Annotated in this window: 27 protein-coding genes, 1 pseudogene and 1 riboswitch; of the genes and pseudogenes, 6 read left to right on the top strand and 22 right to left on the bottom strand. The window is 61.7% G+C overall.

What is annotated here, in order from left to right; translation table 11 throughout:
• Positions 1–2457: PAS domain-containing hybrid sensor histidine kinase/response regulator (locus DBR18_RS06445; protein WP_256588586.1), on the top strand; the 2457-nt coding region annotated here is incomplete at its 5' end.
• 86 nt (positions 2458–2543) lie between these two features.
• Here DBR18_RS06445 and rmuC read toward each other — a convergent pair.
• The 3 genes from rmuC to DBR18_RS28865 all read right to left on the bottom strand — a co-directional run bounded on the left by rmuC (position 2544) and on the right by DBR18_RS28865 (position 5208).
• On the bottom strand, positions 2544–3908 hold the full coding sequence (gene rmuC / locus DBR18_RS06450; protein ID WP_177482348.1) for a DNA recombination protein RmuC: 1365 nt from the start codon (positions 3906–3908) through the stop codon (positions 2544–2546).
• Positions 3909–4083: 175 nt separating this feature from the next.
• Entirely contained in the window at positions 4084–4407 is a 324-nt protein-coding gene (locus tag DBR18_RS06455; protein ID WP_108589714.1) for a hypothetical protein, read from the bottom strand.
• Positions 4408–5046: 639 nt separating this feature from the next.
• A complete protein-coding gene (locus DBR18_RS28865; RefSeq protein WP_158275042.1) occupies positions 5047–5208 on the bottom strand; it encodes a hypothetical protein in 162 nt (53 codons plus the stop codon).
• Positions 5209–5415: 207 nt separating this feature from the next.
• On the opposite strand from DBR18_RS28865, the gene DBR18_RS06465 reads away from it, so the two are divergent.
• The 3 genes from DBR18_RS06465 to DBR18_RS06475 all read left to right on the top strand — a co-directional run bounded on the left by DBR18_RS06465 (position 5416) and on the right by DBR18_RS06475 (position 7814).
• On the top strand, positions 5416–5640 hold the full coding sequence (locus tag DBR18_RS06465; protein ID WP_108589715.1) for a hypothetical protein: 225 nt from the start codon (positions 5416–5418) through the stop codon (positions 5638–5640).
• Between the two features lie 273 nt (positions 5641–5913).
• A complete protein-coding gene (locus DBR18_RS06470; protein WP_108589716.1) occupies positions 5914–6396 on the top strand; it encodes a hypothetical protein in 483 nt (160 codons plus the stop codon).
• 146 nt (positions 6397–6542) lie between these two features.
• Positions 6543–7814 carry an OmpP1/FadL family transporter gene (locus DBR18_RS06475; RefSeq protein ID WP_108589717.1) on the top strand — a complete coding sequence of 424 codons (1272 nt, stop codon included), beginning with the start codon at positions 6543–6545 and terminating at the stop codon, positions 7812–7814.
• Between the two features lie 179 nt (positions 7815–7993).
• On the opposite strand, the gene DBR18_RS06480 is transcribed toward DBR18_RS06475, so the two are convergent.
• From DBR18_RS06480 to cobO, 14 genes are all read right to left on the bottom strand, one after another.
• Complete coding sequence (locus DBR18_RS06480; protein ID WP_108589718.1) at positions 7994–8554, bottom strand: glutathione peroxidase; 561 nt, start codon at positions 8552–8554, stop codon at positions 7994–7996.
• A 54-nt stretch (positions 8555–8608) separates the two neighbouring features.
• Entirely contained in the window at positions 8609–8734 is a 126-nt protein-coding gene (locus tag DBR18_RS28870; protein ID WP_256588587.1) for a hypothetical protein, read from the bottom strand.
• Positions 8731–9939 (bottom strand): MFS transporter, encoded by a 1209-nt coding sequence (locus DBR18_RS06485; protein WP_108589719.1) that lies wholly within the window; start codon positions 9937–9939, stop codon positions 8731–8733. Before DBR18_RS06485 ends, DBR18_RS28870 begins: the two co-directional genes overlap by 4 nt.
• A 53-nt stretch (positions 9940–9992) precedes the next feature.
• Positions 9993–10397: a MarR family winged helix-turn-helix transcriptional regulator gene (locus DBR18_RS06490; protein ID WP_007950413.1), complete on the bottom strand. Its 405-nt coding sequence runs from the start codon at positions 10395–10397 to the stop codon at positions 9993–9995.
• A 201-nt stretch (positions 10398–10598) separates the two neighbouring features.
• A complete protein-coding gene (locus DBR18_RS06495) occupies positions 10599–11330 on the bottom strand; it encodes an adenosylcobinamide-GDP ribazoletransferase (protein ID WP_108589720.1) in 732 nt (243 codons plus the stop codon).
• Between the two features lies 1 nt (position 11331).
• Positions 11332–11907, bottom strand: coding sequence for an alpha-ribazole phosphatase family protein (gene cobC / locus DBR18_RS06500; RefSeq protein WP_108589721.1), 576 nt, complete (start codon positions 11905–11907; stop codon positions 11332–11334).
• Positions 11904–12959, bottom strand: coding sequence for a nicotinate-nucleotide--dimethylbenzimidazole phosphoribosyltransferase (gene cobT / locus DBR18_RS06505; protein ID WP_108589722.1), 1056 nt, complete (start codon positions 12957–12959; stop codon positions 11904–11906). The genes cobC and cobT overlap by 4 nt, the downstream gene beginning before the upstream one ends.
• A complete protein-coding gene (gene cobU, locus DBR18_RS06510; protein ID WP_108589723.1) occupies positions 12956–13477 on the bottom strand; it encodes a bifunctional adenosylcobinamide kinase/adenosylcobinamide-phosphate guanylyltransferase in 522 nt (173 codons plus the stop codon). The genes cobT and cobU overlap by 4 nt, the downstream gene beginning before the upstream one ends.
• A gap of 148 nt (positions 13478–13625) precedes the next feature.
• Positions 13626–15077 carry a cobyric acid synthase gene (locus DBR18_RS06515; RefSeq protein WP_108589724.1) on the bottom strand — a complete coding sequence of 484 codons (1452 nt, stop codon included), beginning with the start codon at positions 15075–15077 and terminating at the stop codon, positions 13626–13628.
• Entirely contained in the window at positions 15074–16066 is a 993-nt protein-coding gene (cobD, locus tag DBR18_RS06520; RefSeq protein ID WP_108589725.1) for a threonine-phosphate decarboxylase CobD, read from the bottom strand. Before cobD ends, DBR18_RS06515 begins: the two co-directional genes overlap by 4 nt.
• Positions 16059–16967, bottom strand: a complete 909-nt coding sequence (gene cbiB, locus DBR18_RS06525; protein ID WP_108589726.1) for an adenosylcobinamide-phosphate synthase CbiB — start codon at positions 16965–16967, stop codon at positions 16059–16061. Before cbiB ends, cobD begins: the two co-directional genes overlap by 8 nt.
• Positions 16964–17614, bottom strand: a complete 651-nt coding sequence (bluB, locus tag DBR18_RS06530) for a 5,6-dimethylbenzimidazole synthase (protein WP_108589727.1) — start codon at positions 17612–17614, stop codon at positions 16964–16966. Before bluB ends, cbiB begins: the two co-directional genes overlap by 4 nt.
• Positions 17611–19011, bottom strand: a complete 1401-nt coding sequence (locus tag DBR18_RS06535) for a cobyrinate a,c-diamide synthase (RefSeq protein WP_108589728.1) — start codon at positions 19009–19011, stop codon at positions 17611–17613. The genes bluB and DBR18_RS06535 overlap by 4 nt, the downstream gene beginning before the upstream one ends.
• On the bottom strand, positions 19008–19619 hold the full coding sequence (gene cobO / locus DBR18_RS06540; protein WP_108589729.1) for a cob(I)yrinic acid a,c-diamide adenosyltransferase: 612 nt from the start codon (positions 19617–19619) through the stop codon (positions 19008–19010). Before cobO ends, DBR18_RS06535 begins: the two co-directional genes overlap by 4 nt.
• A gap of 79 nt (positions 19620–19698) precedes the next feature.
• A riboswitch (cobalamin riboswitch) is annotated at positions 19699–19930 on the bottom strand.
• Between the two features lie 163 nt (positions 19931–20093).
• On the opposite strand from cobO, the gene DBR18_RS06545 reads away from it, so the two are divergent.
• Together DBR18_RS06545 and DBR18_RS06550 are read left to right on the top strand one after the other, a co-directional pair.
• Positions 20094–20678, top strand: a complete 585-nt coding sequence (locus DBR18_RS06545; RefSeq protein ID WP_108589730.1) for a hypothetical protein — start codon at positions 20094–20096, stop codon at positions 20676–20678.
• A 68-nt stretch (positions 20679–20746) separates the two neighbouring features.
• Positions 20747–22060: a sorbosone dehydrogenase family protein gene (locus DBR18_RS06550; RefSeq protein ID WP_108589731.1), complete on the top strand. Its 1314-nt coding sequence runs from the start codon at positions 20747–20749 to the stop codon at positions 22058–22060.
• 133 nt (positions 22061–22193) lie between these two features.
• Here the strand turns inward: DBR18_RS06550 and DBR18_RS06555 are convergent, their stop codons facing one another.
• The 5 genes and pseudogenes from DBR18_RS06555 to DBR18_RS06575 all read right to left on the bottom strand — a co-directional run.
• Positions 22194–22730 (bottom strand): C40 family peptidase, encoded by a 537-nt coding sequence (locus DBR18_RS06555; protein WP_108589732.1) that lies wholly within the window; start codon positions 22728–22730, stop codon positions 22194–22196.
• Between the two features lie 218 nt (positions 22731–22948).
• The gene (locus tag DBR18_RS06560; RefSeq protein ID WP_108589733.1) at positions 22949–23563 is read right to left on the bottom strand and encodes a C40 family peptidase; all 615 of its coding nucleotides are present in this window, start codon (positions 23561–23563) and stop codon (positions 22949–22951) included.
• A 226-nt stretch (positions 23564–23789) separates the two neighbouring features.
• Positions 23790–24494 carry a DnaA regulatory inactivator Hda gene (gene hda / locus DBR18_RS06565; RefSeq protein WP_003223042.1) on the bottom strand — a complete coding sequence of 235 codons (705 nt, stop codon included), beginning with the start codon at positions 24492–24494 and terminating at the stop codon, positions 23790–23792.
• A gap of 219 nt (positions 24495–24713) precedes the next feature.
• Positions 24714–25787 (bottom strand): AI-2E family transporter, encoded by a 1074-nt coding sequence (locus tag DBR18_RS06570; protein ID WP_108589734.1) that lies wholly within the window; start codon positions 25785–25787, stop codon positions 24714–24716.
• A gap of 34 nt (positions 25788–25821) precedes the next feature.
• Positions 25822–26008: pseudogene (locus tag DBR18_RS06575) on the bottom strand (DUF2066 domain-containing protein); the annotation flags it as partial.

A 26008-nucleotide genomic window follows, 5' to 3' on the forward strand; every position in this document is an offset into this window, starting at 1 on the left:
GCGGCCACCGGCATGGTCATCGTGGCGAGTGTGGCGCTGTCGACCATGGTTTCCAACGACATGCTCTTGCCGTGGCTGTTGCGCCGCAACAATGCCGAGCGCCCGTTCGAAGTGTTCCGCCAGTGGATGCTCTCGGTACGCCGCGTGAGCATCGTGCTGATTCTGCTGCTCGCTTACGTCAGTTACCGCTTGCTCGGTTCCACCGCGAGCCTGGCGACCATCGGCCAGATCGCCTTCGCCGCCGTCACTCAACTGGCCCCGGCGATGCTCGGCGCGCTGTACTGGAAGCAGGCCAACCGCCGTGGGGTGTTCGCCGGTCTGGCGGCGGGCACATTCCTGTGGTTCTACACGCTGATCCTGCCGATTGCCGCGCACAGCCTCGGCTGGTCGCTGAGCACGTTCCCGGGCCTGGCGTGGCTGCACAGCAATCCGCTGAACCTGCCGATCACGCCACTGACCCAAGGCGTGGTGCTGTCGCTGGCGGGCAACTTCACGTTGTTCGCCTGGGTCTCGGTGCTTTCGCGCACGCGGGTCTCGGAACACTGGCAGGCCGGGCGTTTCATCGGTCAGGAAATCAGTGCCCGGCCGAGTGCACGCTCGATGCTCGCGGTGCAGATCGATGACTTGCTGCAACTGGCGGCGCGCTTTGTCGGTGAAGAACGCGCGCGGCAGAGCTTCATTCGTTTCGCCTACCGCCAGGGCAAGGGCTTCAATCCTAACCAGAATGCCGATGGCGAATGGATCGCCCACACCGAACGCTTGCTGGCCGGCGTACTCGGCGCGTCTTCGACACGGGCGGTGGTAAAAGCCGCGATTGAAGGTCGGGAAATGCAACTGGAGGATGTAGTCCGCATCGCTGACGAAGCCTCGGAAGTCCTGCAGTTCAACCGTGCCTTGCTGCAAGGCGCGATCGAAAACATCACCCAAGGCATCAGCGTGGTCGACCAGTCGCTGAAACTGGTGGCGTGGAACCGGCGTTATCTGGAGCTGTTCAACTACCCGGACGGCCTGATCAGCGTCGGCCGGCCGATTGCCGACATCATTCGCTACAACGCCGAGCGCGGTTTGTGCGGCCCCGGCGAGGCGGAAGTCCACGTCGCCCGGCGGCTGCACTGGATGCGTCAGGGCCGCGCGCACACGTCCGAACGCCTGTTCCCCAATGGCCGGGTGATCGAGCTGATCGGCAACCCGATGCCTGGCGGCGGTTTCGTCATGAGCTTCACCGACATCACCGCGTTCCGCGAAGCCGAGCAGGCACTGACCGAGGCCAACGAGGGGCTGGAGCAACGAGTCAGCGAGCGCACGCAGGAGCTGTCGCAGCTCAACGTCGCACTGACCGAGGCCAAGGGCCACGCCGAGGCCGCCAACCAGTCGAAAACCCGTTTTCTCGCGGCGGTCAGCCATGACCTGATGCAGCCGTTGAACGCCGCTCGGTTGTTCTCTGCCGCCCTCTCCCACCAGGACGACGGCTTGAGCAGCGAGGCGCAGCAACTGGTGCAACATCTCGACAGCTCGCTGCGTTCGGCAGAAGACCTGATCAGCGATTTGCTGGATATTTCCCGCCTGGAAAACGGCAAGATCAACCCCGATCGCAAGCCGTTCGCGATCAACGAGCTTTTTGACACCCTCGGCGCCGAATTCAAGGCGCTGGCCCAGGAACAAGGGCTGACCTTCCGCGTGCGCGGCAGCCATTTGCGCATCGATAGCGACATCAAGCTGCTGCGGCGTATCTTGCAGAACTTCCTGACCAACGCCTTCCGTTACGCCAAAGGCCCGGTGCTGCTGGGCGTACGCCGGCGCGGCGGTGAGTTGTGCCTGGAAGTGTGGGATCGTGGGCCGGGCATTCCGGAAGACAAGCAACAGGTGATTTTCGAGGAGTTCAAACGCCTCGACAGCCATCAGACCCGTGCCGAAAAAGGCCTTGGGCTGGGTCTGGCGATTGCCGACGGTTTGTGTCGCGTGCTGGGCCACACGTTGCGCGTACGTTCGTGGCCGGGACGCGGCAGCGTGTTCAGTGTCAGTGTGCCGCTGGCCCGGGCGCAGTCGGTGCCGACGAATGCTGCGGTGGAGTTGAACGGCAAGCTGCTCAGCGGTGCGCAGGTGCTGTGCATCGACAACGAAGACAGCATTTTGATTGGCATGAACAGCCTGCTCACCCGCTGGGGCTGTCAGGTGTGGACGGCGCGCAATCGTGAGGAATGTGCGGCGTTGCTGAACGAGGGTGTGCGACCGCAACTGGCACTGGTCGACTATCACCTGGACCATGGCGATACCGGCACAGAACTGATGGCCTGGCTGCGCACCACGCTGGGCGAGCCGGTGCCGGGGGTGGTGATCAGTGCCGATGGCCGCCCGGAAACCGTGGCGCAGGTGCATGCGGCGGGGCTGGATTATCTGGCGAAACCGGTGAAACCGGCGGCGTTGCGGGCGCTGTTGAGTCGGTATGTGCCGCTGTAACAGCAAAAGATCGCAGCCTGCGGCAGCTCCTACATGGGATTTGCGTTTCTCCTGTAGGAGCTGCCGCAGGCTGCGATCTTTTGACTTTACTCCGGGAGCTCGACGAGACCATCGACATCAGTCATCGCCCGTTCCAGCAGATCCGCCGGCAGACTCTTGCTCGCCCGTGCCCCGAGCAACTTGAGCTGCTCACTGCGGCTGACCAGGTTGCCGCGCCCTTCCGTGAGCTTGTTGCGCGCCGAGCTGTAGGCTTTGTCCAGCTGTTGCAGGCGATTGCCGACTTCATCCAGATCCTGAATGAACAGTACGAACTTGTCGTACAGCCACCCGGCCCGCTCGGCGATTTCCCGGGCATTCTGGCTCTGCCGCTCCTGCTTCCACAGGCTGTCGATCACCCGCAGAGTCGCCAGCAGCGTGGTCGGGCTGACAATCACGATGTTGCGGTCGAACGCTTCCTGAAACAGCGATGGCTCGGCTTGCAAGGCTGCCGAAAATGCCGCCTCGATCGGCACGAACAACAAGACGAAATCGAGGCTGTGCAAGCCTTCCAGACGCTTGTAATCCTTGCCGGCGAGGCCTTTGACGTGGCTGCGCAACGACAGCACGTGCTGCTTGATCGCGATCTGGCCGAGGGTGTCGTCATCGGCAGCAACGTACTGCTGATACGCCGTGAGGCTGACCTTGGAATCGACCACCACCTGCTTGTCGCCCGGCAGATAAATGATCACGTCCGGCTGGAAACGCTCGCCGTCCGGCCCCTTGAGGTTGACCTGAGTCTGGTATTCACGGCCCTTCTCAAGGCCTGCGTGTTCCAGCACCCGCTCAAGAATCAGCTCCCCCCAGTTGCCCTGGGTTTTCTGGCCTTTGAGGGCGCGGGTCAGGTTGGTCGCTTCGTCACTCAGGCGCAGATTAAGCGCTTGCAGGCGCTCCAGTTCCTTGGCCAGCGAGAAGCGTTCACGGGCTTCGGCCTGATAGCTTTCTTCCACGCGTTTTTCGAAGGACTGGATGCGTTCTTTCAACGGATCGAGCAACTGGCCGAGGCGCTGTTGACTGGTTTCGGCAAAGCGCTGCTCGCGCTCATCGAAGATCTTCCCGGCCAGTTCGGCGAACTGTGCCCGCAGCTCATCGCGAGAACCTTGCAGGTCGTTGAGACGTTGTTGATGGCTTTCCTGTTGCTCGCGCAGTTCGGCGTTCAACGATGCGGCCTGAGCGTCGAGGCGGCGCAATTCGGCCTCTTTATTGGCACGCTCGATGTTCCAGGCGTGGGAGGCGTCGCGGGCGTCATCGCGCTCGATCTGCAGCAACTCGACCTCGCGACGCAGAGCTGCCAGCTCAGCCTGCTTGGCGGCGTTGGCCTGAGCAAGATCGACCGTTTCGTCGCGGCTGGCTTCAAGCTGTGCGTTGAGCCCGTCCTGCGCCAGTTGTGCCATGGTCAGGCGCTCTTCGGCCAAGGCAACCTCGGCCTGCGCGCTGCTCGCCCGGCGCTGCAGTTGCCAGGCCAGTGCCAGCAGCGGCAACCCCGCGCCCGCCAGCCCCAGCAACACGCTGGTCAAGTCCATAGCCATAGCCACTCCTGCCGATCCGATAAAGCCTGAAGGTTAACCAAGGCGCGGGACGTTGGACAGCTCAGTCTTCGATCAGACCAAGTTCCTGTTGTGCTCGACGGTCACCAGCGCGCGCGGCCTGGCGCAACAGATCCTGACCGATGCGCCGATCCCGAGCGTTGCCGCACTCACGGCACATCAACTGACCGAGGCGGCTCTGCGCCACGACCACGCCTTCGCGCGCCGGTTGCTTGAGCAGACGCCCCGCCAGGTGTTTGGCATTACGGCTTTCGCCCAGGCGCGGACTGTCGAGCAGCCATTCAGCCACACGCACGGAGAATCGTTTGGGAGAGGTAACACGAGGGTGTTCGGAGGTAACAGGGTCTGATACTGAGCGAAACTTCATAAAGCACTGTGGGGCAGATCGGAAGGCGCGCCACTCTACTCTCTTTTTCCTACAGGTAAAGTCTAAAAAAACCCGGCACGCCCGTCCTAGAGCAAGCGCTAGGGACAATCCACAGAAGCTGTGGATAACTCAGTGGACAACCGCCCTCCAACCTCCGCAAAGCCTTGTGGAATGGGGCTCGCAGTCAAACTGACGATTTTTTCACCAACAAAAAAAGACGATATTTTTCATTGACTTAAACTTTTGATACAGGCAGCCATGCGAGTCAGGATCGTTATGACAGCGTGGCTACAGCTTGCGCAACTAATGTGCACAAGTACCTGTTACCCGGTTATATCGATGCGCTTTTTCGGGTCGTTTTGCTCATCAGGCTGGGGATAAGCGGGTTGGCGACGGGCATGGCTGCACGCTTTTGTGGCGACGGATGGTTTCTTCGCGAGCAGGCTCGCTCCCACAATCGGCCCCGCTCTCCTGCGGGAGCGAGCCTGCTCGCGAAGGGGCCAGCCCTGTCGCCCGTGATCCGCGCCACCGACCGAAATCTTTTTTGCCGCAGGGTTTGCATTGCCCAGGACGTTCCGTTACTATCCGCGGCGTTAGTACCAAGCTGAAAGTCAATTCCGGTCGAACACATCCCCACGGTCAACCTTCTTCCCAGAAGCCCTTCACCGAAAAAAGCGGGAACGACCCCTCGATGGTTTCCAGGTAAATCTTGCGCCAGCACTGCCTTTGAATGAATGCAAAGGGTGTTGCCAGACCACTTACTCTGACCGAACCAACCTGCAAATTGATCAGGATCTTCACCCCGGGCCCAGAACCTCTGCCCTCGATGTGTTGCCTGTCCTCCTAAGTACCTACCTGCCAGCCCAAGCGCGCCAACTTAATAGCGCTTCAAACTGGCTGCTTTGTTCCAGTCGGGTTCTTCGTACGACCAATGGTGGTCGACGTTACTGGAACGTTTTAACGTTGCACGGTTCTTATCCGTGTCATTTGTAGGAACACCTAATAACTATGTCTACTCAAATCCAGACTCAGGATGCCATTCGCACCCTAACCAACGCTTTTGCACCAATGAACTGCCTGATCATGGCCGCTCGCAAAGGCTGCTTCAGCTTCACCGTGGTCAATGAACACGGCATCGCCCGCCACAGCGAGCGTCTGTACCCCGATCAATACTCCAGCGCCGAACCGCTGCAGGCCGTGATCGATCGTACACGTCAGGCACTGGTTGCCTGAGCGCCGAAAAGGCTGCAAAAGCAAAAGCCCCGCACAAAATGCGGGGCTTTTTATTGCCTGATGTTTCGCTTTTAGCCCGAAGCGCCTAAGCACCATCGGATATAACGCTTTTGGCTCGCCGCCGGAAATATTTTAAAAACAGGCCTTTACGTCGCGAATATGACACTACACTTCAACTCAAGCGGCTTGATCCGCTTCCGGCGAGCCTGAGTCGATCCACCGCTGCCAAGGCCCTTCAGGTTTCGCCGCCCAATTACAAGAATCGAGGGCATTATGGGTATCGCTGCCAGCGAACTGTGTCGCTACGTGATCCGTCCCACATTGATTTATCTGGGACGTCACTGTGCAACCGCCGAGTCCCTGCTGCTCGGGATTGCCGCCAGCCAGTCCGCCCTCGGTTCCGCACTGCACGACCGCCGCGGTCACGGCCTGTACCGGATCGCCGAGCATCGGCATCAGGCCCTTTGGGATCATTATCTGGCCCTGGATCCGGAGCGAGCCAGCCTGGTTCGTGGTCTTGCCAGTCAGCACGCTTTTCTCAGCGGCCCGCACCTGGAACTGACCGTCAACCTGCGTTACGCCACCGCCATCGCCTGGCTGTTGGTAGAAGAGCAAAATCCAACCCTCCCCGACGCGAACGATCTGCTGGGCATGGCGCGTATCTGGCGTCAGACCTTCCAGCCTCAAGGACGTCTGCGCGACTTCACTTACGCCTGGCAAACTTGTGTTTCACCGGTGAATCAGGTCGCGTGCTGACCCACCGGTTTTACAAGATCGCTCATCAGGTCGCGAATCTGGTCGGATTGTCCTACAAAACCGCTCTAACTCAAGCCATACGGACTATAGCGCTGGGACGAAAATCTTGGTAATTTTCGCCCCGGTGATCACCAGGAGTTCTAATAATGAAAAAAGTAATGCTCAAAACCACCCTTAGCCTCGCCGTTACCATGGCATCCACCCAGATCTTCGCAGCTGGCTTTGCCATCAACGAACACAGCATCAGCGGGATGGGTACTGGTTACGCTGGGCGATCTTCTTCTGCCGACGACGCAAGCACTGTTTATGGCAACCCTGCCGGCATGTCGCGCATCACGCGCGAACAAGTCACCGGCGGTGTTGCATTCCTCGATGCCAAGACCGATATCAGCGACGCCAGCTCCAGCCCTAACGGCGGCAGCAACAAAGGCGACATGGTGCCCTTCACCTCCGTACCTATGGGCTTCTACGTCAAACCGATCGACGAGCATTGGGCATTCGGCCTCGGCGTATACGTGCCGTTCGGCCTGATTACCGACTATGAAAACAACTTCGCCGGCCGCTACTTCGGCAGCAAATCCGAAGTGCAAGTGATCACCTTCCAGCCGACTGTCAGCTACAAGTTCAACGATGTCGTGTCGATCGGCTTCGGTCCGACCATCAACCGCATTGACGGTACGCTGGAATCCAACCTGTCGATCACTCAGGCGCTGCCGGACGGCAAGGTCAAGATCAAGGGTGACGACACCGCACTGGGCTACAACGTCGGTGTTCTGGTGCAAGCCACCGACACCACTCGCCTGGGTCTGACCTACCACTCGAAAGTCGACTACAAGCTCGAAGGCAACACCAAGGTCAACTACGGTGCATTGGCCGCCGTCGGCCTGGGCGCGAGCCAGAAGTACGACGCTTCGCTGAAGATCACCACGCCGGAATCCGTGGACTTCTCGGTCACTCAGGCGATCAACGATCGCTGGAACGTGTACGCCGGTAGCACCTGGACCCGCTGGAGCCAGCTGGAAAAGATCACCGTCAAGAACTCCGGCGTACAGCCGCTGCTGGCTGGCCAGTTCGGCGAAATCACCGAAGATCAGAACTGGCACGATTCCTGGGCATACGCCGTGGGTACTTCGTACCAGCTGAACAAGGAATGGGTACTGCGTACCGGTCTGACGTTCGACCAGTCGCCGACCAACAACGTCGACCGCTCGCCACGCATCCCGACTGGCGACCGGACCATCTTCAGCATCGGTGCCGGCTGGAGCCCGACCGACGACCTGACCATCGACGTCGCTTACTCGTACCTGAAGGAAGAGTCGGTCAAGATCCGCAACGAAAACGATCGTGGCCAGACCTACGACGCCAAGTATGAAAACTCGGCAAACGGTTTCGGTGTCGGCGCGACCTATCGCTTCTGATGCTGCACGGCGAGGCTGACCCCTCGCCCACCAAAAAGCCCCGCTCTCTTTGCAGAAAGCGGGGCTTTTTTGTGCCCGCATTTTCGCCACTGTAGGAGCTGCGGCACGCTGCGATCTTTTGATCCTGATCTTTAAAAATCAAAAGATCGCAGCGTGCCGCAGCTCCTACAGGGATTGCGTCAGGGTTTGAGTGGTTTTGAGGCGATGGCCTTCTCAACTGCAGCGATGAACTCCGGATCATCCGGCTTGGTCAGGCTCGAGAAGTTGGCGATTACCTTGCCCTGCCGGTCGATCACGTACTTGTAGAAATTCCACTTCGGCGCGCTGCTCTGCTCGGCCAGTACCTTGAACAGGTGGGTTGCGTCATCGCCACGGACTTTCTGCGGCTCGGTCATGGTGAAGGTCACGCCGTAATTGGCGTAGCAGACCTTGGCGGTTTCGGCGCTGTCCCTGGACTCCTGCTTGAAGTCATTGGACGGCACGCCGAGCATTTCCAGACCCTGCGCCTTGTAGTGCTGATTGAGCGCTTCAAGGCCCTCGAATTGCGGGGCGAAACCACAGAAACTCGCCGTATTGACCACCACCAGCGGCTTGCCGGCGTAGCGTTGACACAGGTCGACGGATTCCTTGGCGCGCAACTTCGGCAGCGAGCCTTGCAACGCTTCTGGACAGTCAGCAGCCTGGGCCAGTCCGGTCAACGCCATCAGCAACGCGGGTACAGCACACCAGCGCATGAGCATGTCGGGGCATCCTTGAGCAATCATCAGACTCCCGACGTTACTCGCCATCCAAGCCTACAAGCAAGCGCCCAGGCCCAACTGCATCAGCGCCAGGCCGCCCTGATGCCATCCCCACCACACCAGCGCCAGCAACAGGGCGCCGAGTGCGGTGAAGGCGATTCGCGGCCAGGAGCGCTTCATGCGGCGCCAACAGCGGGTTGCAGACGCGCCACCGGACGCTCGCGCACCGGCCAGTTCAGCGCGGCCGCCAGCAGGCTCAAGAGAATCGCCACTTGCCAGATCAAGTCATAACTCCCGGTTCGGTCATACACCACCCCGCCCAACCAGCCGCCGAGGAAAGAGCCGAGCTGGTGAAACAGGAACACGATCCCGCCAAGCATGGACAGATTGCGCACGCCAAACAAGGTCGCCACCGTACCGTTGGTCAACGGCACCGTCGACAACCAGAGGAACCCCATGGCCATGCCGAACAGGTACGCCGAAGTGGTCGTCACCGGCAACCACAGGAACAGCACGATCACCACTGCACGCAGCAGGTACAAAGCGGTAAGCAGACGCGGCTTGGACATGCGCCCGCCGAGCCAGCCGGCGGTGTAAGTACCGAAGATATTGAACAGGCCGATCAGCGCCAGCACCGTGGTCCCGACCGTGGCCGGCAGATGCTGATCAACCAGATAGGCCGGCAGGTGCACACCGATGAACACCACCTGAAAGCCGCAGACGAAAAAGCCGAACGCCAGCAGCCAGAACCCCGAGTGCGAACAGGCTTCGCGCAGGGCTTCGGACAGGGTCTGCTCATGGCCCAGCACCGGCAGCGGCTTGTCCTTGAGCATGCTCACCAACGGCACAATCATCGCCACCAGCAGCCCCAGTACCAGCAGAGCCGCCGACCAGCCGAGCCAGCCGATCAGGCCCAGAGTGCCGGGCAGCATGGCGAACTGGCCGAACGAGCCGGCAGCACTGGCGATCCCCATGCCCATGCTGCGCTTCTCCGGCGGCACGGCGCGGCCGACAACACCGAGAATCACCGAGAACGAGGTGCCGGACAGGCCGATGCCGATCAGCAAACCGGCACTCAGCGACAGGCTCAATGCCGAATCGGACAAGCCCATGAACACCAGGCCCAAGGCATACAGCACGCCGCCGACCAGCACCACTTTCGCCGCACCGAAGCGGTCAGCCAGGGCACCAGTGAACGGCTGCGCCAGCCCCCAGATCAGGTTCTGCAAGGCGATGGCGAAAGCAAACACTTCGCGCCCCCAGCCGAATTGCGCGCTCATCGGCGAGAGGAACAGACCGAAGCCGTGCCGCACACCCAATGACAGCGCCAGAATCAGCGCACTCCCCAGCAACACCCAACCGCACGTACGCCACATCGATGTCATTGTTATTCTCCGTTCGCGGGTATATACCCGCTTAAATCCGGAAAAACCGGCCCTCAGGCCAGTTCGTCCAACAGTCGCAGCAAGGTTTCACGCTTCTCGGCGCCCAGGCGATCGATCAATCGCTGTTGCGCCGCTTCCCAGGCCGGCAGCGCCGCCGCAAGACGCTGCGCACCGGTTTCGGTGAGCCGGACGATGCGGTTACGCATGTCCTCGCCCTCCGCCAGCGCCACCAGGCCTTCGCCTTCGAGTACCCGCAGGTTGCGCCCGAGGGTGCTGCGATCCAGGCCCATGGCTTCGGCCAGCTCCGAGATGCTCGGTTGATCCAGACGCTGCAGGTTGCACAGTAGAGAATACTGGGCAACGTTGATCCCGAAGCCGTCGAGAGCGCCGTCGTAATGCCTGCTGACGCCACGAGCGGCGCGACGCAGGTTGGTGCACAAACACTGAGAAGGAAGCATGATGCGTGTATATACCCGCGACTGTGTTAAATCAAGTTACACATGCGTTTATCAATAAGGTTTGTGGTGTCTGACACACCGCCTTCGCTGGCAAGCCAGCTCCCACAGTTTTTGCAAGTGCTCAACAAATCTGCAAACGCCCTCAATACCTGTGGGAGCTGGCTTGCCAGCGATGAGGCCCGAACAGGCAACAGACACCTGTCAGACCAACACCACCCCAACCAGCATCGCCATCTCCAGCAACTCCAGCAACGCCCCCGCCGTATCGCCCGTGGTCCCGCCCAACCGCCGCATCATCACCCGCCGCAACCAGACAAAAACCCCGAACGCGACCACCAAAGCAGCAATCGCTTTCACCCCGGCGATCAGCAAGCAGGCCAGCGCACTCGCCCCAAGCACCCACCAACCGGCTCTACGCGGCAGATGATCCGCCAACGCCTGCCCCAATCCGCCGGCGCGCACATACGGCGTGGTCAGAAACAACCCCAACAATGCCGCCCGCCCCAGCAACGGCACGATGATCAACATCACCGCATGCTCCTGCTCGATCAGCGCCAGCAACGCGCAGAACTTCAGCAGCAGCACCAACACCAGCGTCACCACCGCAATCGGCCCGCTGCGCGGATCCTTCATGATAGTCAGCGTGCGCTCGCGATCACCGAAACCGCCGAGCCAGGCGTCGGCGCTGTCGGCTAAACCATCGAGGTGCAGCGCGCCGCTGAGCAGCACCCACACCGTCAGCAACAGCGCCGCATGCAGCAACAATGGCGCACCCGCCAATGCCAGATTGAATGCCCAGAGAATCAGCCCGAACAGCAACCCCACCAGCGGATAAAACAACAGCGAACGCCCGAGCTGTTGCGGCTCCGGCATCCCCGGCAGGCGAATCGGCAAGCTGCTGAGAAATTGCAGGGCGATCCACAGTGGCAGCATCTCAGTGACCTTCCTTGAGCGAACCGTCGGCTTCAACGGTCAGGGAAAACAATGAGGCATGCGCGACTTCGACAGTGAGCAACTGCTCACGAGGCAAACCTCGCGCCTGCGCCAGCAACAGGCGCATCACGCCGCCATGACTGATCAGCAACACGCGTTCACCGGCATAGGCTTGATGCAATCGCGCAACCGCACTCAGCACGCGAGCCGAAAAATCGCTGACCGGCTCACCCTGCGGCGGCGTGAACGCATAGGGATCAGCCCAGAACAATCCCAGCGCCTCGGCATCGGTCTCCATCAGCGCCGCTGCGCTCTGCCCTTCCCAGGCACCGAAATGCAGCTCCTGCAGATCCTTGTCCAAATGCACCGGCAGATTCAGTTGCTCACCCAGCTCTGCAGCAAACCGCGCACAACGCTGCAGCGGCGAGCTGATCAAGCGATCCCACGGACCTCCGGTGATCACGGCGGCACGCATCTGCGCCCAGCCCTTTTCCGTGAGCGCATCATCGAGGCTGCCGCGCAATCCGCCGCCCAGTTCAGTCTCACCGTGGCGCAGCAGGTCCAGACGCAACGTCATGCCGGACGATCCGCCACCGCGGCTTCGGCGAACGTCGCCATCTGCCCGTGCAGGTCGCAGGCCAAGCGCAACAGCGGCACGGCCAATGCCGCCCCGCTGCCCTCGCCCAGGCGTAAGCCGAGCTCCAGCAACGGTTCGGCGTTGAGGGTTTCCAGCACATGGCGATGGCCCGGCTCGGCGCCACGGTGACCGAACAGCAACCACTCGCGGCAGACCGGATTCAGCCGCACCGCGACCAAGGCTGCGACCGTGCAGATAAAGCCATCGACCAGCACCGCGACGCCTTCCTGCGCACAGGCCAGGTACGCGCCCACCAGCGCAGCGATTTCAAAACCGCCGAGGTTGAACAGGGTTTGCAGCGCATCGCCGCGCTGTGCCGCGTGCAGCGCCAGTGCGCGCTCGATCACCTGTGCTTTATGGTTGACGCCTTCTGCGTTCAACCCGGTGCCGGGACCGGTCAGATGCGCCACCGGGCAGTCGAGCAAGGCACACGCCAGCGCACTGGCGGCAGTGGTGTTGCCGATGCCCATTTCACCACCGATGAACAACTGTGCGCCCGCCGCTTTGGCGCGCAGCACGCTGTCACGACCGGCCTGCAAGGCGAGCTCGCCCTGCGCCGGGGTCATCGCCGCGCCTTTGGCGAAATTCGCCGTGCCCGGGCCGATGTTCAGGTGGCGCACGCCCGGCAGGTTCAACGATGGCGTCACCGTGCCCAGATCCACCACTTCCAGTTGTGCATTGAGCTGGCGCGCCAGCACGCTGATTGCCGCGCCGCCGCTGACGAAGTTGAGCAGCATCTGCCCGGTGACTTCCTGCGGGAACGCCGAAACGCCTTCCGCGACCACGCCATGATCACCGGCAAAAATCGCGATCCAGACCTGCTCCAGCGTCGGTTTGATCTGCCCCTGCAAGCCGGCCAGTTGCACCGCCACGGTTTCGAGGCGACCGAGGGAGCCGGCCGGTTTGGTCAGTTGTTGCTGGCGCGCCGCCGCTTGCTCAACGATCTCGGCATTCACGGATTGGCACGGGTTCATCCACCACGCTTGGGTCATAACGCAGGTCCTTTCAGGGTCAGGGGCAGGCCGGCGACGGTCAGGACAACTCGCTGACAACGCTCGGCCAGAGCTTGATGCAGCCAACCGGCTTCATCGACGTAGCGGCGAGTCAATTCGCCCAGCGGCACGACACCCATTCCGGTCTCGTTGCTGACAAAAATGATTTCTCCCGGCAGGGACGCCAGGCAGTCCAGCAGACCTTCACGCTCGGAGGCGAGACGCGCGGCGTCATCGAGCATCAGCAGATTGGTCAGCCACAGGGTCAGGCAATCCACCAGCAGGCAACGCTCGGCACTGGCGTTCTCGCGCAGGACGCGGGCCAGCTCCAGCGGTTCTTCGATCAGCGCCCATTCGGCCGGACGCCGGGCGCGGTGATGGGCGACGCGCGCGTTCATTTCGCCGTCCAGCGGTTGGCTGGTGGCGATGTAGGTGACCGCCAGTTGGCTGTCGCTGGCGAGTTTTTCTGCCAGGCGACTTTTGCCGGAGCGGGCGCCGCCGAGGATCAGTTGGAGCATTTTTTTATCCAGAAAAGGTTTAGTGAGATCACCGGCCTCATCGCGGGCAAGCCCGCTCCCACAGGGTTCAGCTGTGTTCACAAAATATGTATCCGACATCGAACCCTGTGGGAGCTGGCTTGCCAGCGATGGGGCCTGGACAGGCCGCTCAAATCCCGCAGAGTTCACGCAACAACGAGGTATCCAGATGCTTCTCCACCAGATCCGCCAACCGTTCGATATCGCGCTCGCGCAAGCCGTGGTAATCCACCTCCTGCACGTCGTTCAAACCGGCCCAACGCAGCAACGCGGCACTGGCCTGCGGTGATTCGAACAAGCCATGCAAATAGGTGCCGAACACCTGCCCATCCAGACTCTGCGCACCGTCGCAACGACCGTCATCCAGATACACCGCCGCGTTCTCCAACGCCGGCCCCACCGTCACGCCCGCATGGATTTCATAACCACTGACCTCAGCGTTTTCCAGCGCCAGATGTCCACGGACATTGCGCAATTGCTTCTCGGCTTCCAGCGTGGTTTCGAACGCCAGCAAACCGAGGGCGGCACTCGAACCCGGCGCGCCTTCCAGACCCAGCGGATCGTGCACCTGCTCGCCGAGCATCTGCAGACCGCCGCAGATCCCCAACAACTTGCCGCCGTATCGCAGGTGCCGATTGATCGCCGTGTCCCAGCCATTGGCGCGCAGATACGCGAGGTCGCTGCGCACGCTTTTCGAGCCGGGCAGGATGATCAGGTCGGCGGCAGGAATCGCCTGCCCCGGGCCGATGAATTGCAGATCGACCTGCGGATGCAGACGCAGCGGATCGAAGTCGGTGTGGTTGCTGATGCGCGGCAACACCGGCACCACCACTTTCAGCACTTGCTCGGCCTTGTCGGTCTGGCGCTGGTCGATGCCGTCTTCAGCCTCCAGGTGCAGATCCATCACGTACGGCAGCACGCCGACCACCGGTTTGCCGGTGCGCTGTTCCAGCCAGTCGAGGCCCGGTTGCAGTAAGGCGATATCACCGCGAAAACGGTTGATGATGAAGCCCTTGACCCGCGCCTGTTCGCTCGGCGACAGCAACTCAAGGGTGCCGACCAGATGCGCAAACACCCCGCCGCGATTGATGTCGGCAATCAGCAGCACCGGGCAATCCACCGCTTCGGCAAAGCCCATGTTGGCGATGTCCCCGGCACGCAGGTTGATCTCGGCCGGCGAGCCCGCGCCTTCGACCATCACCAGCGGATACGTCGCGCTCAGCCGCTCATGCGAGGCGAGCACCGCTTGCATGGCGATGGCTTTGTAGTCGTGATACGCCACCGCGTTCATGCTGGTGACCGCGCGACCGTGGATGATGACCTGCGCACCCGTGTCGCTGTTGGGCTTGAGCAGCACCGGGTTCATGTCAGTGTGCGGTTCGAGATGCGCGGCTTGCGCCTGTACCGCTTGCGCCCGGCCGATCTCGCCGCCATCAGCGGTCACCGCGCTGTTGAGCGCCATGTTCTGCGGTTTGAACGGCACCACCGCGACGCCCTGACGGGTCGCCCAGCGGCACAGCGCCGTCACCAGCGTGCTTTTACCGGCATCGGACGTGGTGCCCTGAACCATCAAGGTTGTCATTGGATTTCCTTGGCGAAAGCTTGCAGCGCTTGTTCGAGGCGCGCCTCTTCAGCGGCGTTGGCGGGCAGGCCGAAACGCAGGCTGCTGTTGTGGGTGAAGATGCGCAGAAGGATGCCGCGTCGAGCCATGAATTCGTGCAGCGCCGCCGCGTGTTCGGTGATCAACCACTGAAACAGCGCGCAGCCACCCTGGGGTTTGAAGCCGTAGCGCTCCAGCAACAGCGCCAGACGCTCGCTGGCCTCGTCGCAGCGAATGCGTTGCCGGGTGTGCGCTTCGGTGTCTTGCAGGCAGGCCTGGCCGAGCACCCGCGTCGGCCCGCTGACCGCCCACGGCCCGACCTGTTCGGCGAGCAACCTGAGCAACTTGCGCTCGGCCAGCACGAAGCCCAGACGCACCCCGGCCAGACCGAAAAACTTGCCGAACGAGCGCAACACGAACAGGCCAACCTGATGAGTGTGCGAGGCCAGACTCAGCTGCGGCGTGTTGTCCATGAACGCTTCATCGACCACCAGCCAGCCGCCACGCTGGGCCAGCCGCGCGTGCCAGTCGAGCAGTCGCGCCGGGGTCAGGCTCAGGCCAGTGGGGTTGTTCGGGTTGACCACCACCAGCACGTCGAGGCTGTCGAGAAAGAATTCGACTTCCTGCTCCAGCACTTCGCGCACGATGTAACCACTGCGCCGCCAGGCCTCGGCGTGCTCGGCATAACACGGCGACAACACGCCGACCTTGCCGGCGCGGCGCAAACGCGGCAGCAACTGGATCGCCATCTGCGAACCGGCCACCGGCAGCACCTGCGAGGCACCGTAGTAATCGCACGCGGCCTGCTCCAGACCGTCGTCGGTTTCCGGCAAGCGTGCCCAGGCGCGCAACGGAATCGACGGCACCGCAAACGGCCACGGCGCGAGGCCGCTGGACAGGTCGAGCCAGTCGGCCTCGGCAATCCCGTAATCGAGTGCAGCCTTGCGCAGCCGGCCACCGTGCTCAAGCATAGAATTCAGCCCCCACGCAGAGAATCAGCAGCCATAACCATACCCCGCGCTGGACCAATTGCCAGCCGCGATCAATCGAACCGGCATCCGCCGGTGCGCCTTCGCCCAGTTGCGGACGCTCGTGCAGTTCGCCGTGATAGATCGCCGGGCCGCCCAGTTCGACATTCAACGCACCGGCGCCAGCAGCCATCACCGGGCCGGCGTTGGGGCTGTCCCATTGCGGCGCCTGGTTGCGCCAGCACTTCAGGGCGAGCCGGGTGTGGCCCAGCAGCGCGTAGGTCAGCGCCACCAACCGGGCCGGAATGTAGTTGAGCACGTCGTCGATCTTTGCCGCGCACCAGCCAAAGCGCTCGAAGCGTTCGTTGCGATAGCCCCACATTGCGTCGAGCGTGTTGCTCAGGCGATAGAGCACCACCCCCGGCGCGCCGGCCACCACAAACCAGAACAGCGCGGCAAACACCGCGTCACTGCCGTTTTCCAGCACCGACTCGGTGGCAGCTCGGGCAACGGCGGTGCTGTCCAGTTCGCTGGTCTGGCGGCTGACCAGATAGCCAACACGCTTGCGCGCCTCTTGCAGATCATCAGCGCGCAAAGCGGCGGCTACCGGCGCGACATGCTCACCGAGGCTGCGCATGCCGAGGGCGCAATACAGCGCCAGAATCTCGACGATCCAGCCCACGTACGGCGCCCAGGAAAACGCCGTGGCGAGCAAGGTCAGCGGCAGCACCGCGATCACCCACGCAGTGACCCCGTGACTGCGCCAGCCACGCCCGCCCGCATTGAAACGGCGCTCGATGCGCCCGGCAAAATTGCCGAACGCCACCAGCGGATGCCAGCGTTTCGGTTCACCCAGCAGCGCATCCAGCGCAACCGCGGCGACACTCAACAACGCCACACTCATTGCTTCACTCCCCAATAATTTTCGTACAGCAACTCATTGAGCGGACGCGCCTGCGCCCACCCTTCGAGTACCAGCATCGGCGCCGGATAGAATGCCTGGACCGGCCCCAGGCACAACACCGCCAACGGTTTGGCCCCGGCCGGCAGTTGCAGCAGATCGGCCAGTGCCTGCGGTTCGAACAGCGAGACCCAGCCCATGCCCAGTCCTTCGGCACGGGCCGCCAGCCACAGATTCTGGATCGCGCAGGACAGCGAGGCCATGTCCATTTCCGGCAGCGTTCGGCGACCGAAAATGTGTTTTTCACGATCTTCCATCAGTGCCGCGACCAGCACTTCGGCGCAATCATTGATGCCTTCAACCTTGAGCTTCATGAACTCGTCACTGCGCTCGCCGAGGGCTTCGGCGGTGCGGATACGTTCTTCTTCGACGAGGTTCTGGATCTGCTTGCGCAAGGCGCGATCGCTGATGCGGATGAAACGCCACGGCTGCATCAGGCCGACGCTGGGCGCCTGATGCGCGGCTTCAAGCAGACGGCGCAGCAGCTCCGGTTCGACCGTGCCACCGGTGAAGTGGCGCATGTCGCGGCGTTCGGCGATGGCTCGGTAGACGGCTGCGCGTTCGGCCTCGGAATAGGCGTTGTCGGTCATGGCCCTATCGCTGGCAAGCCAGCTCCCACAGGGGATTGCGTATTTTCAGGCATGACAGCGGCCACTGTGGGAGCTGGCTTGCCAGCGATGGCGGCCTTGAAGTCTGGCGCAAACAATGCGGCAATCGCCGTCGGATTCGACGGAAAGTAAAAATGCACGTACGACGCCGTCATCCGCCCTTCCCGATAAACCGCCTCCGCCCCGCGCCCGCCATTGGGGCTGATGCCCCGGGCAATCGGCGTCAGTTCGGTGCTGGTCAGGGAATGATGATAAGTGTGACCGCGCAACGAACCTTCCGGCAGATCCACCGCTTGCAGTGCCAGTGCCGCCAGACGTTTTTGCATCACCGCCTGACCGCGCAGCAGCCCGACCAGTTCGGCGCGGGTGCCGTCGACATCGGTCAACGCGTCGAGCAGATAGAGCATGCCGCCGCACTCGGCGAGCAGTGGTTTGCCGGCCGCGTGGTGCGCACGAATCGCTTCGAGCATCGCAGTGTTTTGCGCCAGTGCGACATGGTGCAATTCCGGGTAACCACCGGGCAGATACAGGCTGTCGGCCTCGGGCAATCGGGTATCGCGGATCGGCGAGAAGAAACTCAACTCGGCGCCCATCGCCCGCAGCAGGTCGAGGCTGGCGCCGTAGGTGAAGGCAAAGGCTTCGTCGCGAGCTACAGCGATGCGCACACCTTCGAGCAACGGCTCGGCAGGGATCACCTCAGGCGCGGCGAATGCCACGGCCGGTGGCAGCGCTACCTCGCAACTGCTGGCCAGTGCTTCGGCCGCCGCGTCGAGACGCAGATCCAGGTCATTCAGTTCGCTGGCCTGCACCAGACCGAGATGGCGGCTCGGCAACTCGATCCCGGTTTCCCGGGACAGCGCGCCGTACCAGCGCAGACCTTCGGTGAGGCTGCCTTCGAGCAATTGCGCATGACGCAAGGTGCCGACGCGGTTGGCCAGCACGCCGGCAAACGGCAGGTCCGGCTGATAACGCGCCAGCCCGAGCGCCAGGGCACCGAAGGTCTGCGCCATGGCAGTGCCGTCGATCACGCCGAGTACCGGCACACCGAAATGCCGCGCCAGATCAGCGCTCGATGGCGTGCCGTCGAACAGGCCCATCACGCCTTCGATCAGGATCAGATCGGCTTCGGCGGCGGCTTCCCACAACAGACGGCGGCTTTCCTGCTCGCCGATCATCCACATGTCCAGTTGATACACCGGCGCACCGCTGGCGCGCTCGAGAATCATCGGGTCGAGGAAGTCCGGGCCGCACTTGAACACGCGCACCTTGCGCCCCTGATTGCGATGCAAGCGCGCGAGCGCGGCGGTGACGGTGGTCTTGCCCTGACCGGAGGCCGGCGCGGCGATCAGTACCGCCGGGCAGTGACGTGGTTGATTCAAAGTTCGACGCCTTTCTGCGCTTTGATGCCGGCCTGGAAGGCGTGTTTGAGCATGCCCATTTCGGTGACGGTATCGCCCATCTCGATCATTTCCGGCTTGGCCGCGCGACCGGTGACGATCACATGCTGCATTGGCGGACGTGCCTGCAGATCGCTGAGCACCTGATCCAGATCGAGGTAACCGTGCTTGAGGGCGATGTTCAGTTCGTCCAGCACCACCAGGCCGATCGACGGATCGCGCAGAAGTTCGCGGGACACTTCCCACGCGGCTTCGGCAGCGGCGATGTCACGCTGGCGATCCTGGGTTTCCCAGGTGAAGCCCTCGCCCATCACGTGAAAACGCACTTGCTCGGGGAAGCGGCGGAAGAACAGCTCCTCGCCAGTGCTGTTGCGGCCCTTGATGAACTGCACCACGCCGCACTGCATGCCGTGGCCCATGGCGCGGGCGAGCATGCCGAACGCCGAGCTGCTTTTGCCTTTGCCATTGCCGGTCAGCACCAGCACCAGGCCGCACTCGTCGGGTGAGTTGGCGATGCGTTCGTCGATCACGGCTTTTTTGCGCTGCATACGCGCCAGATGGCGTTCGTCGCGCTCGGGGGAATCGGTCATGGGGAGCTCTCCGTTGAGGCTGGATAACGGCGGGCAGGCACAAGAATAGACGGCAAAAAGCCTGGCATCGCCCACCGTGATGCCGCTGGATGGATCAGGCCGGTCTCCGGGCTCATGAGCGGCGAATCGCCTGACTGCGCGCCTTCCCGCGTCGGTCGACACAGTGGCTCAATGCGCAGTTTTCACTCATTTACCGTTGCGGGGGCAGCGCCGGGATCGTGATCGTTCTTCACCTGAAGACAACCCTCACCGGCTTCCCTGTTTCACTCTGTCGACACGCGTCACAGAGCACCTGAAACAAGCCGCGAAGGTTAGAGGGTTGGGGGTGGAGCGTCAATTAAAGAGGGGGCCGTCGGGCGAATAACTGCCGTCGATCAATTATCTGGCGCCATTCTTGTGCCACACTGTTACAAATGATATCAAAGAGCCATGCTTTTCTCGAAAAAGCCCATCACAACAATAAGGATGATGACGATGCAAGGCATGATCATCAGCAACCCGCGCCTGGAATTCCTGCGCCCGATGCTCGAACGCTGGTTTGACTGTATCGACCGTTACAATGCTATTCGCGGCGACAACGACACACCTTACTGGCATGACGAGAAAGCCAATCTCGGCTTGCTCTCCGCGGCAGCCTGGATGGCCGAGCTGGTGACCCTTTGTGATACCTCGACCCGAAAGCAGAACGAGGACGGCGAGCGCAATGCCCGCGCCGATCTGTTCATTGCCGGGCCTGAAGACCGCGCCTACCTTCAGGCGACCCAGCGCTGGCCGCGGGTCAACAATCTCAACCTGACCCAGGCCCTGCTGGACATCACCAGCGATGCCAAACGCATCAGTTTTGCCAGCGACCTCAAGCTCGGCTGCCTGTTCGTCGCCCCGCAAAAGGCCCAGCACAGCGCCAGTCCCGAAGAACTGCAGGACATGGTCGACGACCTGCAAAAGGAACACTGCTGTGCAGTGGCCTGGTATTTCCCCTACGCCTACCGCAAATTGCGCAGCGAAGCGGGCAACTATCACCCCGGGATCGCCGTGCTGTTCAAAGAGGCCCGTGGTTGAGCGGTTGAACCATCGCACGCCTGCGCTTCTCTATGATTAGGTCAATGCATTCATAGGGAAGATCAGTAATGCGCAAGTCCCAGCTCGCTCTCGTCATCGCCCTCGCCGGAGGGCTCGCCGCCTGTGGTGAATCCTCCAGCCTGCAAGTCTCCGACGGCACCGGCCCGTCACCGAAACTGCCCGAACCGAACAAGACCCTGATCCCGACGGTGAACATCGCCCCGGCAGTCGGCTGGCCTGCGGGCGGTAAACCGACCGCCGCGGCCGGCACGCAAGTCGCCGCATTCGCCGAAGGCCTTGATCACCCGCGCTGGCTCTACGTGCTGCCCAACGGTGATGTGCTGGTGGCGGAAACCAACGCGCCGCCCAAACCGGATGACAGCAGCGGCATTCGCGGCTGGGTGATGAAGAAAGTCATGGGCAAGGCCGGTGCTGGTGTGCCGAGCCCGAATCGCATCACCCTGCTGCGCGATGCCGATCACGACGGCGTGGCCGAGACCCGCACGGTGTTCTTGCAGAATCTCAACTCGCCGTTCGGTATGACCCTGGTCGGCAATGATCTGTACGTCGCCGACACCGATCGCCTGCTGCGCTTCCACTACGAACCCGGCGCGACCGAGATCAAGACCCAGCCGATCAAAGTCACCGACTTGCCAGGCGGCACGCTGAACCATCACTGGACCAAAAACGTCATCGCCAGCAAGGACGGCAGCAAGCTGTACGTCACCGTCGGCTCGAACAGCAACGTCGGCGAGAATGGTCTGGATAAAGAAGAAGGTCGCGCGGCGATCTGGGAAGTCGATCGCGCCACCGGCAATCACCGGATCTTCGCCTCGGGCATCCGCAACCCCAACGGCCTGGCGTGGGAGCCCACCAGTGGCGCGTTGTGGACAGCGGTGAACGAGCGTGACGAGATCGGCAGCGACCTGGTGCCGGACTACATCACCTCGGTCAAGGACGGCGGCTTCTACGGCTGGCCATTCAGCTATTACGGTCAGCACGTGGATGTGCGGGTGAAGCCGCAGAATCTGGACCTGGTGGCCAAGGCCATCGCCCCGGACTACGCCGTAGGCCCGCACACCGCCTCGCTGGGGCTGACCTTCGCCGAGGGCAACAGCCTGCCGGCGCAGTTCAAGGAAGGCGCGTTCATCGGTCAGCACGGCTCATGGAACCGCAAACCGCACAGTGGCTATAAAGTGATTTTCGTCCCGTTCGCCGCCGGCAAGCCGAACGGAACACCGGTAGATGTGCTGACCGGCTTCCTCGACAAGGACGAGAACGCTTTGGGCCGCCCGGTGGGCGTGGTGATCGACCAGCAAGGTGGTTTGCTGGTGGCCGATGATGTGGGGAACAAGGTGTGGCGGGTGTCGTCGGCCAAGTAACTTTTGCCTGACCTGAAACAACTGTAGGAGTGAGCCTGCTCGCGATGACGGTGTCACATTCAACATCAGTGTTGATTGATCAACCGCTATCGCGAGCAGGCTCACTCCTACATTGGACTGTGAGCTCTTTGAACTACGGGTTACGCGCCAGATGCTCCGGCTGCAACACCCGCTTGGCACTCAGATATGCCTTCTGCCAGTAAGCCTTTGACAGGCTGTCCAGCTTCACCGTGCCGCCGGTTGCCGGCGCATGCACGAAGCGCCCTTCCCCGACGTAAATCCCCGCATGACTGACCTGCGAGCCGCCATTGGTGGCGAAGAAAATCAGGTCGCCGGTCTGCAAACCCTCTTTGCCGACATTCGGCGCCTGCATCACGATCATCTCGCGAGTTGAGCGCGGCAAGCTGATACCTGCCGCATCGCGGTAGACGAAACCGATCAGGCCACTGCAATCAAACCCGGAGTCCGGTGTGTTGCCGCCCCAGCGATAAGGCGTGCCGACCAGGCCAAGCGCGCGGAACAGCACGTCTTCAGCAGCGGGCGAGAATGATTGGGAAGGTCCGAACACCACCGGGGCACGTACCACGGGCGCAGGCGGCGGAGTGCGGCTGGCGCAGGCGCTGAGCAGCGCTGCGAAGAAGATCAAAGCAAGGCGGGCCGACATCGTCATAAGCAGAACATCCTGATCTGGCTGCGGCTTTCTCTGCCGAATGGACAGAAACAAAACCGCCTGCGGAGCACGCAGGCGGTTTGCCATCAATATAGATACAGGATTCTAGCGGCTATACGACAAACTTCAAGTAAGACTTTAACTTCACCTTGTAAAGTTTAGGTCTACTCCGTGCCGGAGCCGTTTTTTGTCGCCACGGACGTGGCGACAACGGGGAATTACTTGCGAGCGGTAACCACGGTCGGTGCCATCGCGAGGGCGCGCTTGGCTTCGATGAAGGTCTTGCTCCAGTAGCTGTCACCCAGGCTGTCGATGCGAACACCGCCGCTGCGACGACTGCTGGAGTGAATGAACTGGTTGTCACCCAGGTAGATCCCGGCGTGGCTCACACGACCGCGACGACCATTGGTGGCGAAGAACAGCAGATCGCCCGGCTCGAGGTTGCTGCGCGAGACCAGAGGGGCATCGACGTTGATCATTTCGCGAGTGGAGCGCGGCAGATTCATGCCGGCTTCTTCGCGGAACAGGTAACCGATGAAACCGCTGCAGTCGAAGCCGGCTTCAGAGGTACCACCGAAACGGTAACGGGTACCGATCAGGGACATGCCGCGTTCGAGGATGCTGTCGGCCAGAACCGGAAGCTCGTACGGCTTCTTGTTGAAGTCCGAGAGTTCTTTTTCGGTGTCCAGCTCTTCCTGGTAAATAACGGAAGACTGGGCAGTGGCAGAACTTTTAACCTGTTGAGGCTGCTCTTGAACTGGAGAATGAGCAGCGCAACCGAACAACAGGGTGACGAGTGCGAGAGGCACGAGGGGTGCGAAGCGATTTAGCATGGGCACGACCGTGGCTGAAGTTGTAAAGAAGCCGAGACTATGCCCGCTATCGGCCTCATTTGCAAATTCAATCGATCTTTTTGTGACTTCCCGGTTTCTCGTTTACATCTAAGCGCTTAAGCCCATTTGAATCGATACGCGGTCTGCACACGGTGTGGAAAAGCGGATTTTCTGGCGCCTGAAATATGTCGAACCCGGCTGCAAGCCGCATTTTTCAAAGGCTGCACTACCAACCGAGGGTTTCTTTCAGGAACGGAATGGTCAGCTTGCGTTGCGCCTGCAACGAAGCCTGATCGAGCTGTTCGAGCAAGTCGAACAATGCACTCATGCTGCGGGTGCCGCGGGTCAGAATAAAGTGTCCGACTTCATCGGTCAGGTGCAGACCGCGACGCGAAGCGCGCAATTGCAGGGCACGCAATTTGTCTTCATCGGAGAGCGGACGCATCTGGAAGATCAGCGCCAGGGTCAGGCGCGATTTGAGGTCGGCCAGTTTGACCGGCAGCTCACGCGGCGAAGTGGAAGCAGCGATCAACAGACGCCGACCACTGTCGCGCAGGCGGTTGAACAGATGAAACATGGCCTCTTCCCAGTCCGCCTTGCCGGCAATCACCTGCAAGTCATCCAGGCAAACCAGTTCGTACTGTTCAAGGTTGTCGAGAATTTCGATGCCGCGATCCATCAACTCGGCCAACGGCAGGTAAACCGCCGGTTCACCCATCTGCTCGAAACGCAGGCAAGCCGCCTGCAACAGGTGCGTACGCCCTACCCCATGCTTGCCCCACAGGTAGATCAGGCTTTCGGTCCAGCCGGCGTCGGCTTCGCAGAGGCGCTCGACATAGCCGAGTGCAGCGGCATTGGCGCCTGGGTAGTAGTTGATGAAGGTGGCGTCGTCACGCAGACGCACACCTAGGGGCAGCTGAATCGGTTTCATGCTGACTGAACAGTTCTCAAGGAACCGTTAGTGGCCTCTGTGTAAAGTTTGCGAAGTTTATACCCGTGAAGCTGAGCGCACAATGCGACAGACCCCAAGCAAAATCAAAGGTTTGCGTTAACACGCTGGTTTTATGACAGTTTCTCTGACGCGCTATCGAGCGAACTCACCGCAAAACACGGGCCAACCCGGCGCAATGCCGGGCCACCCGTGATGGGATTACAACTCGGGCTCATCTGTCCCGCTGTAGATATCCGAGTCCTTGTACAAATCGTGCACATGACGCACCAGCACCATGATCACCGCCGCCACCGGCAATGCCAGCAGCACACCGGTAAAGCCGAACAGCTCGCCACCGGCCAGAATCGCGAAGATTACTGCCACCGGATGCAGGCCGATCCGGTCGCCCACCAGCAGTGGCGTCAGCACCATGCCTTCCAGCGCCTGCCCGACCATGAACACCGCGACGATGCCGATCATCGGGTACAGGTCGCCACCGAACTGGAACAACCCGGCAATCAGCGCCGCGCCAATGCCGATCACAAAGCCCATGTACGGCACGATCGCCGCCAGACCTGCAATCAGGCCGATCAACAGCCCCAACTCCAGACCAACAATCATCAGGCCCGCTGCGTAGATCACTCCCAGCGCCAGCATCACCAGCAATTGCCCGCGCACGAACGCGCCGAGCACCTCGTGACATTCACCCGCCAGCGAGACAATGGTTTCTTCACGATCGCGCGGCAACAGGCTGCGGATCTTGGCCATCATCACGTCCCAGTCGCGCAGCAGGTAGAAACTCACCACCGGGATCAGCACCAGATTCGCCAGCCAGCCGATCAGCGCAAGGCTGGAGGCCGTCGCCTGACTCAGCACCACACCAACGATGTCGGTGGTCTGCCCCATGTGTTCGCTGATCGCCGCCTTGACCTTGTCGAACTTCCAGAAACCGTCCGACAACCCCAGCTTCGATTGCGCCCACGGCAACGCCGTGTGCTGCAGCCAGTCGAGCATCTGCGGCGCCAGCTCATACAAACGCACCAACTGCTTGGCGAGCATCGGCACCAGCACCAGCAGTAACGTGGTGACGATCAGGGTGAACAAGGCAAACACCGCGATCACGCCCCAGGTTCGCGACAGACCCAGCCGCTCCAACCGATCCACCAGCGGATCGAACAGATACGCCAGCAGCAGCGCCACCAGAAACGGCGTGAGGATCGGGTGCAGCAACCACACAAACGCGCAAAGCAGGACTACCCCACCGAGCCAGAACCAACGCCGCGTATCGGCCATGTACCACTCCTACTGCTTCTATATAAGGAAAGACTTACCAGCGAAACCGCAAAGAAGGCGCTGCCGGTGCAGGCGCCGGAGCCGCAACAGGCGCCGCACCTGCGACGACTGGCTGCGGCGCTGCCACTGGCGTCGGTGCTTCGGCCGGCAACTCCTGCAACTTCGCCAGCGACAATTGCGCACGCAACTGATCGGCGCTGCCGCTGACCCGATACACAATG

Source organism: Pseudomonas sp. HMWF021 (assembly GCF_003061005.1).
Classification (GTDB): domain Bacteria; phylum Pseudomonadota; class Gammaproteobacteria; order Pseudomonadales; family Pseudomonadaceae; genus Aquipseudomonas.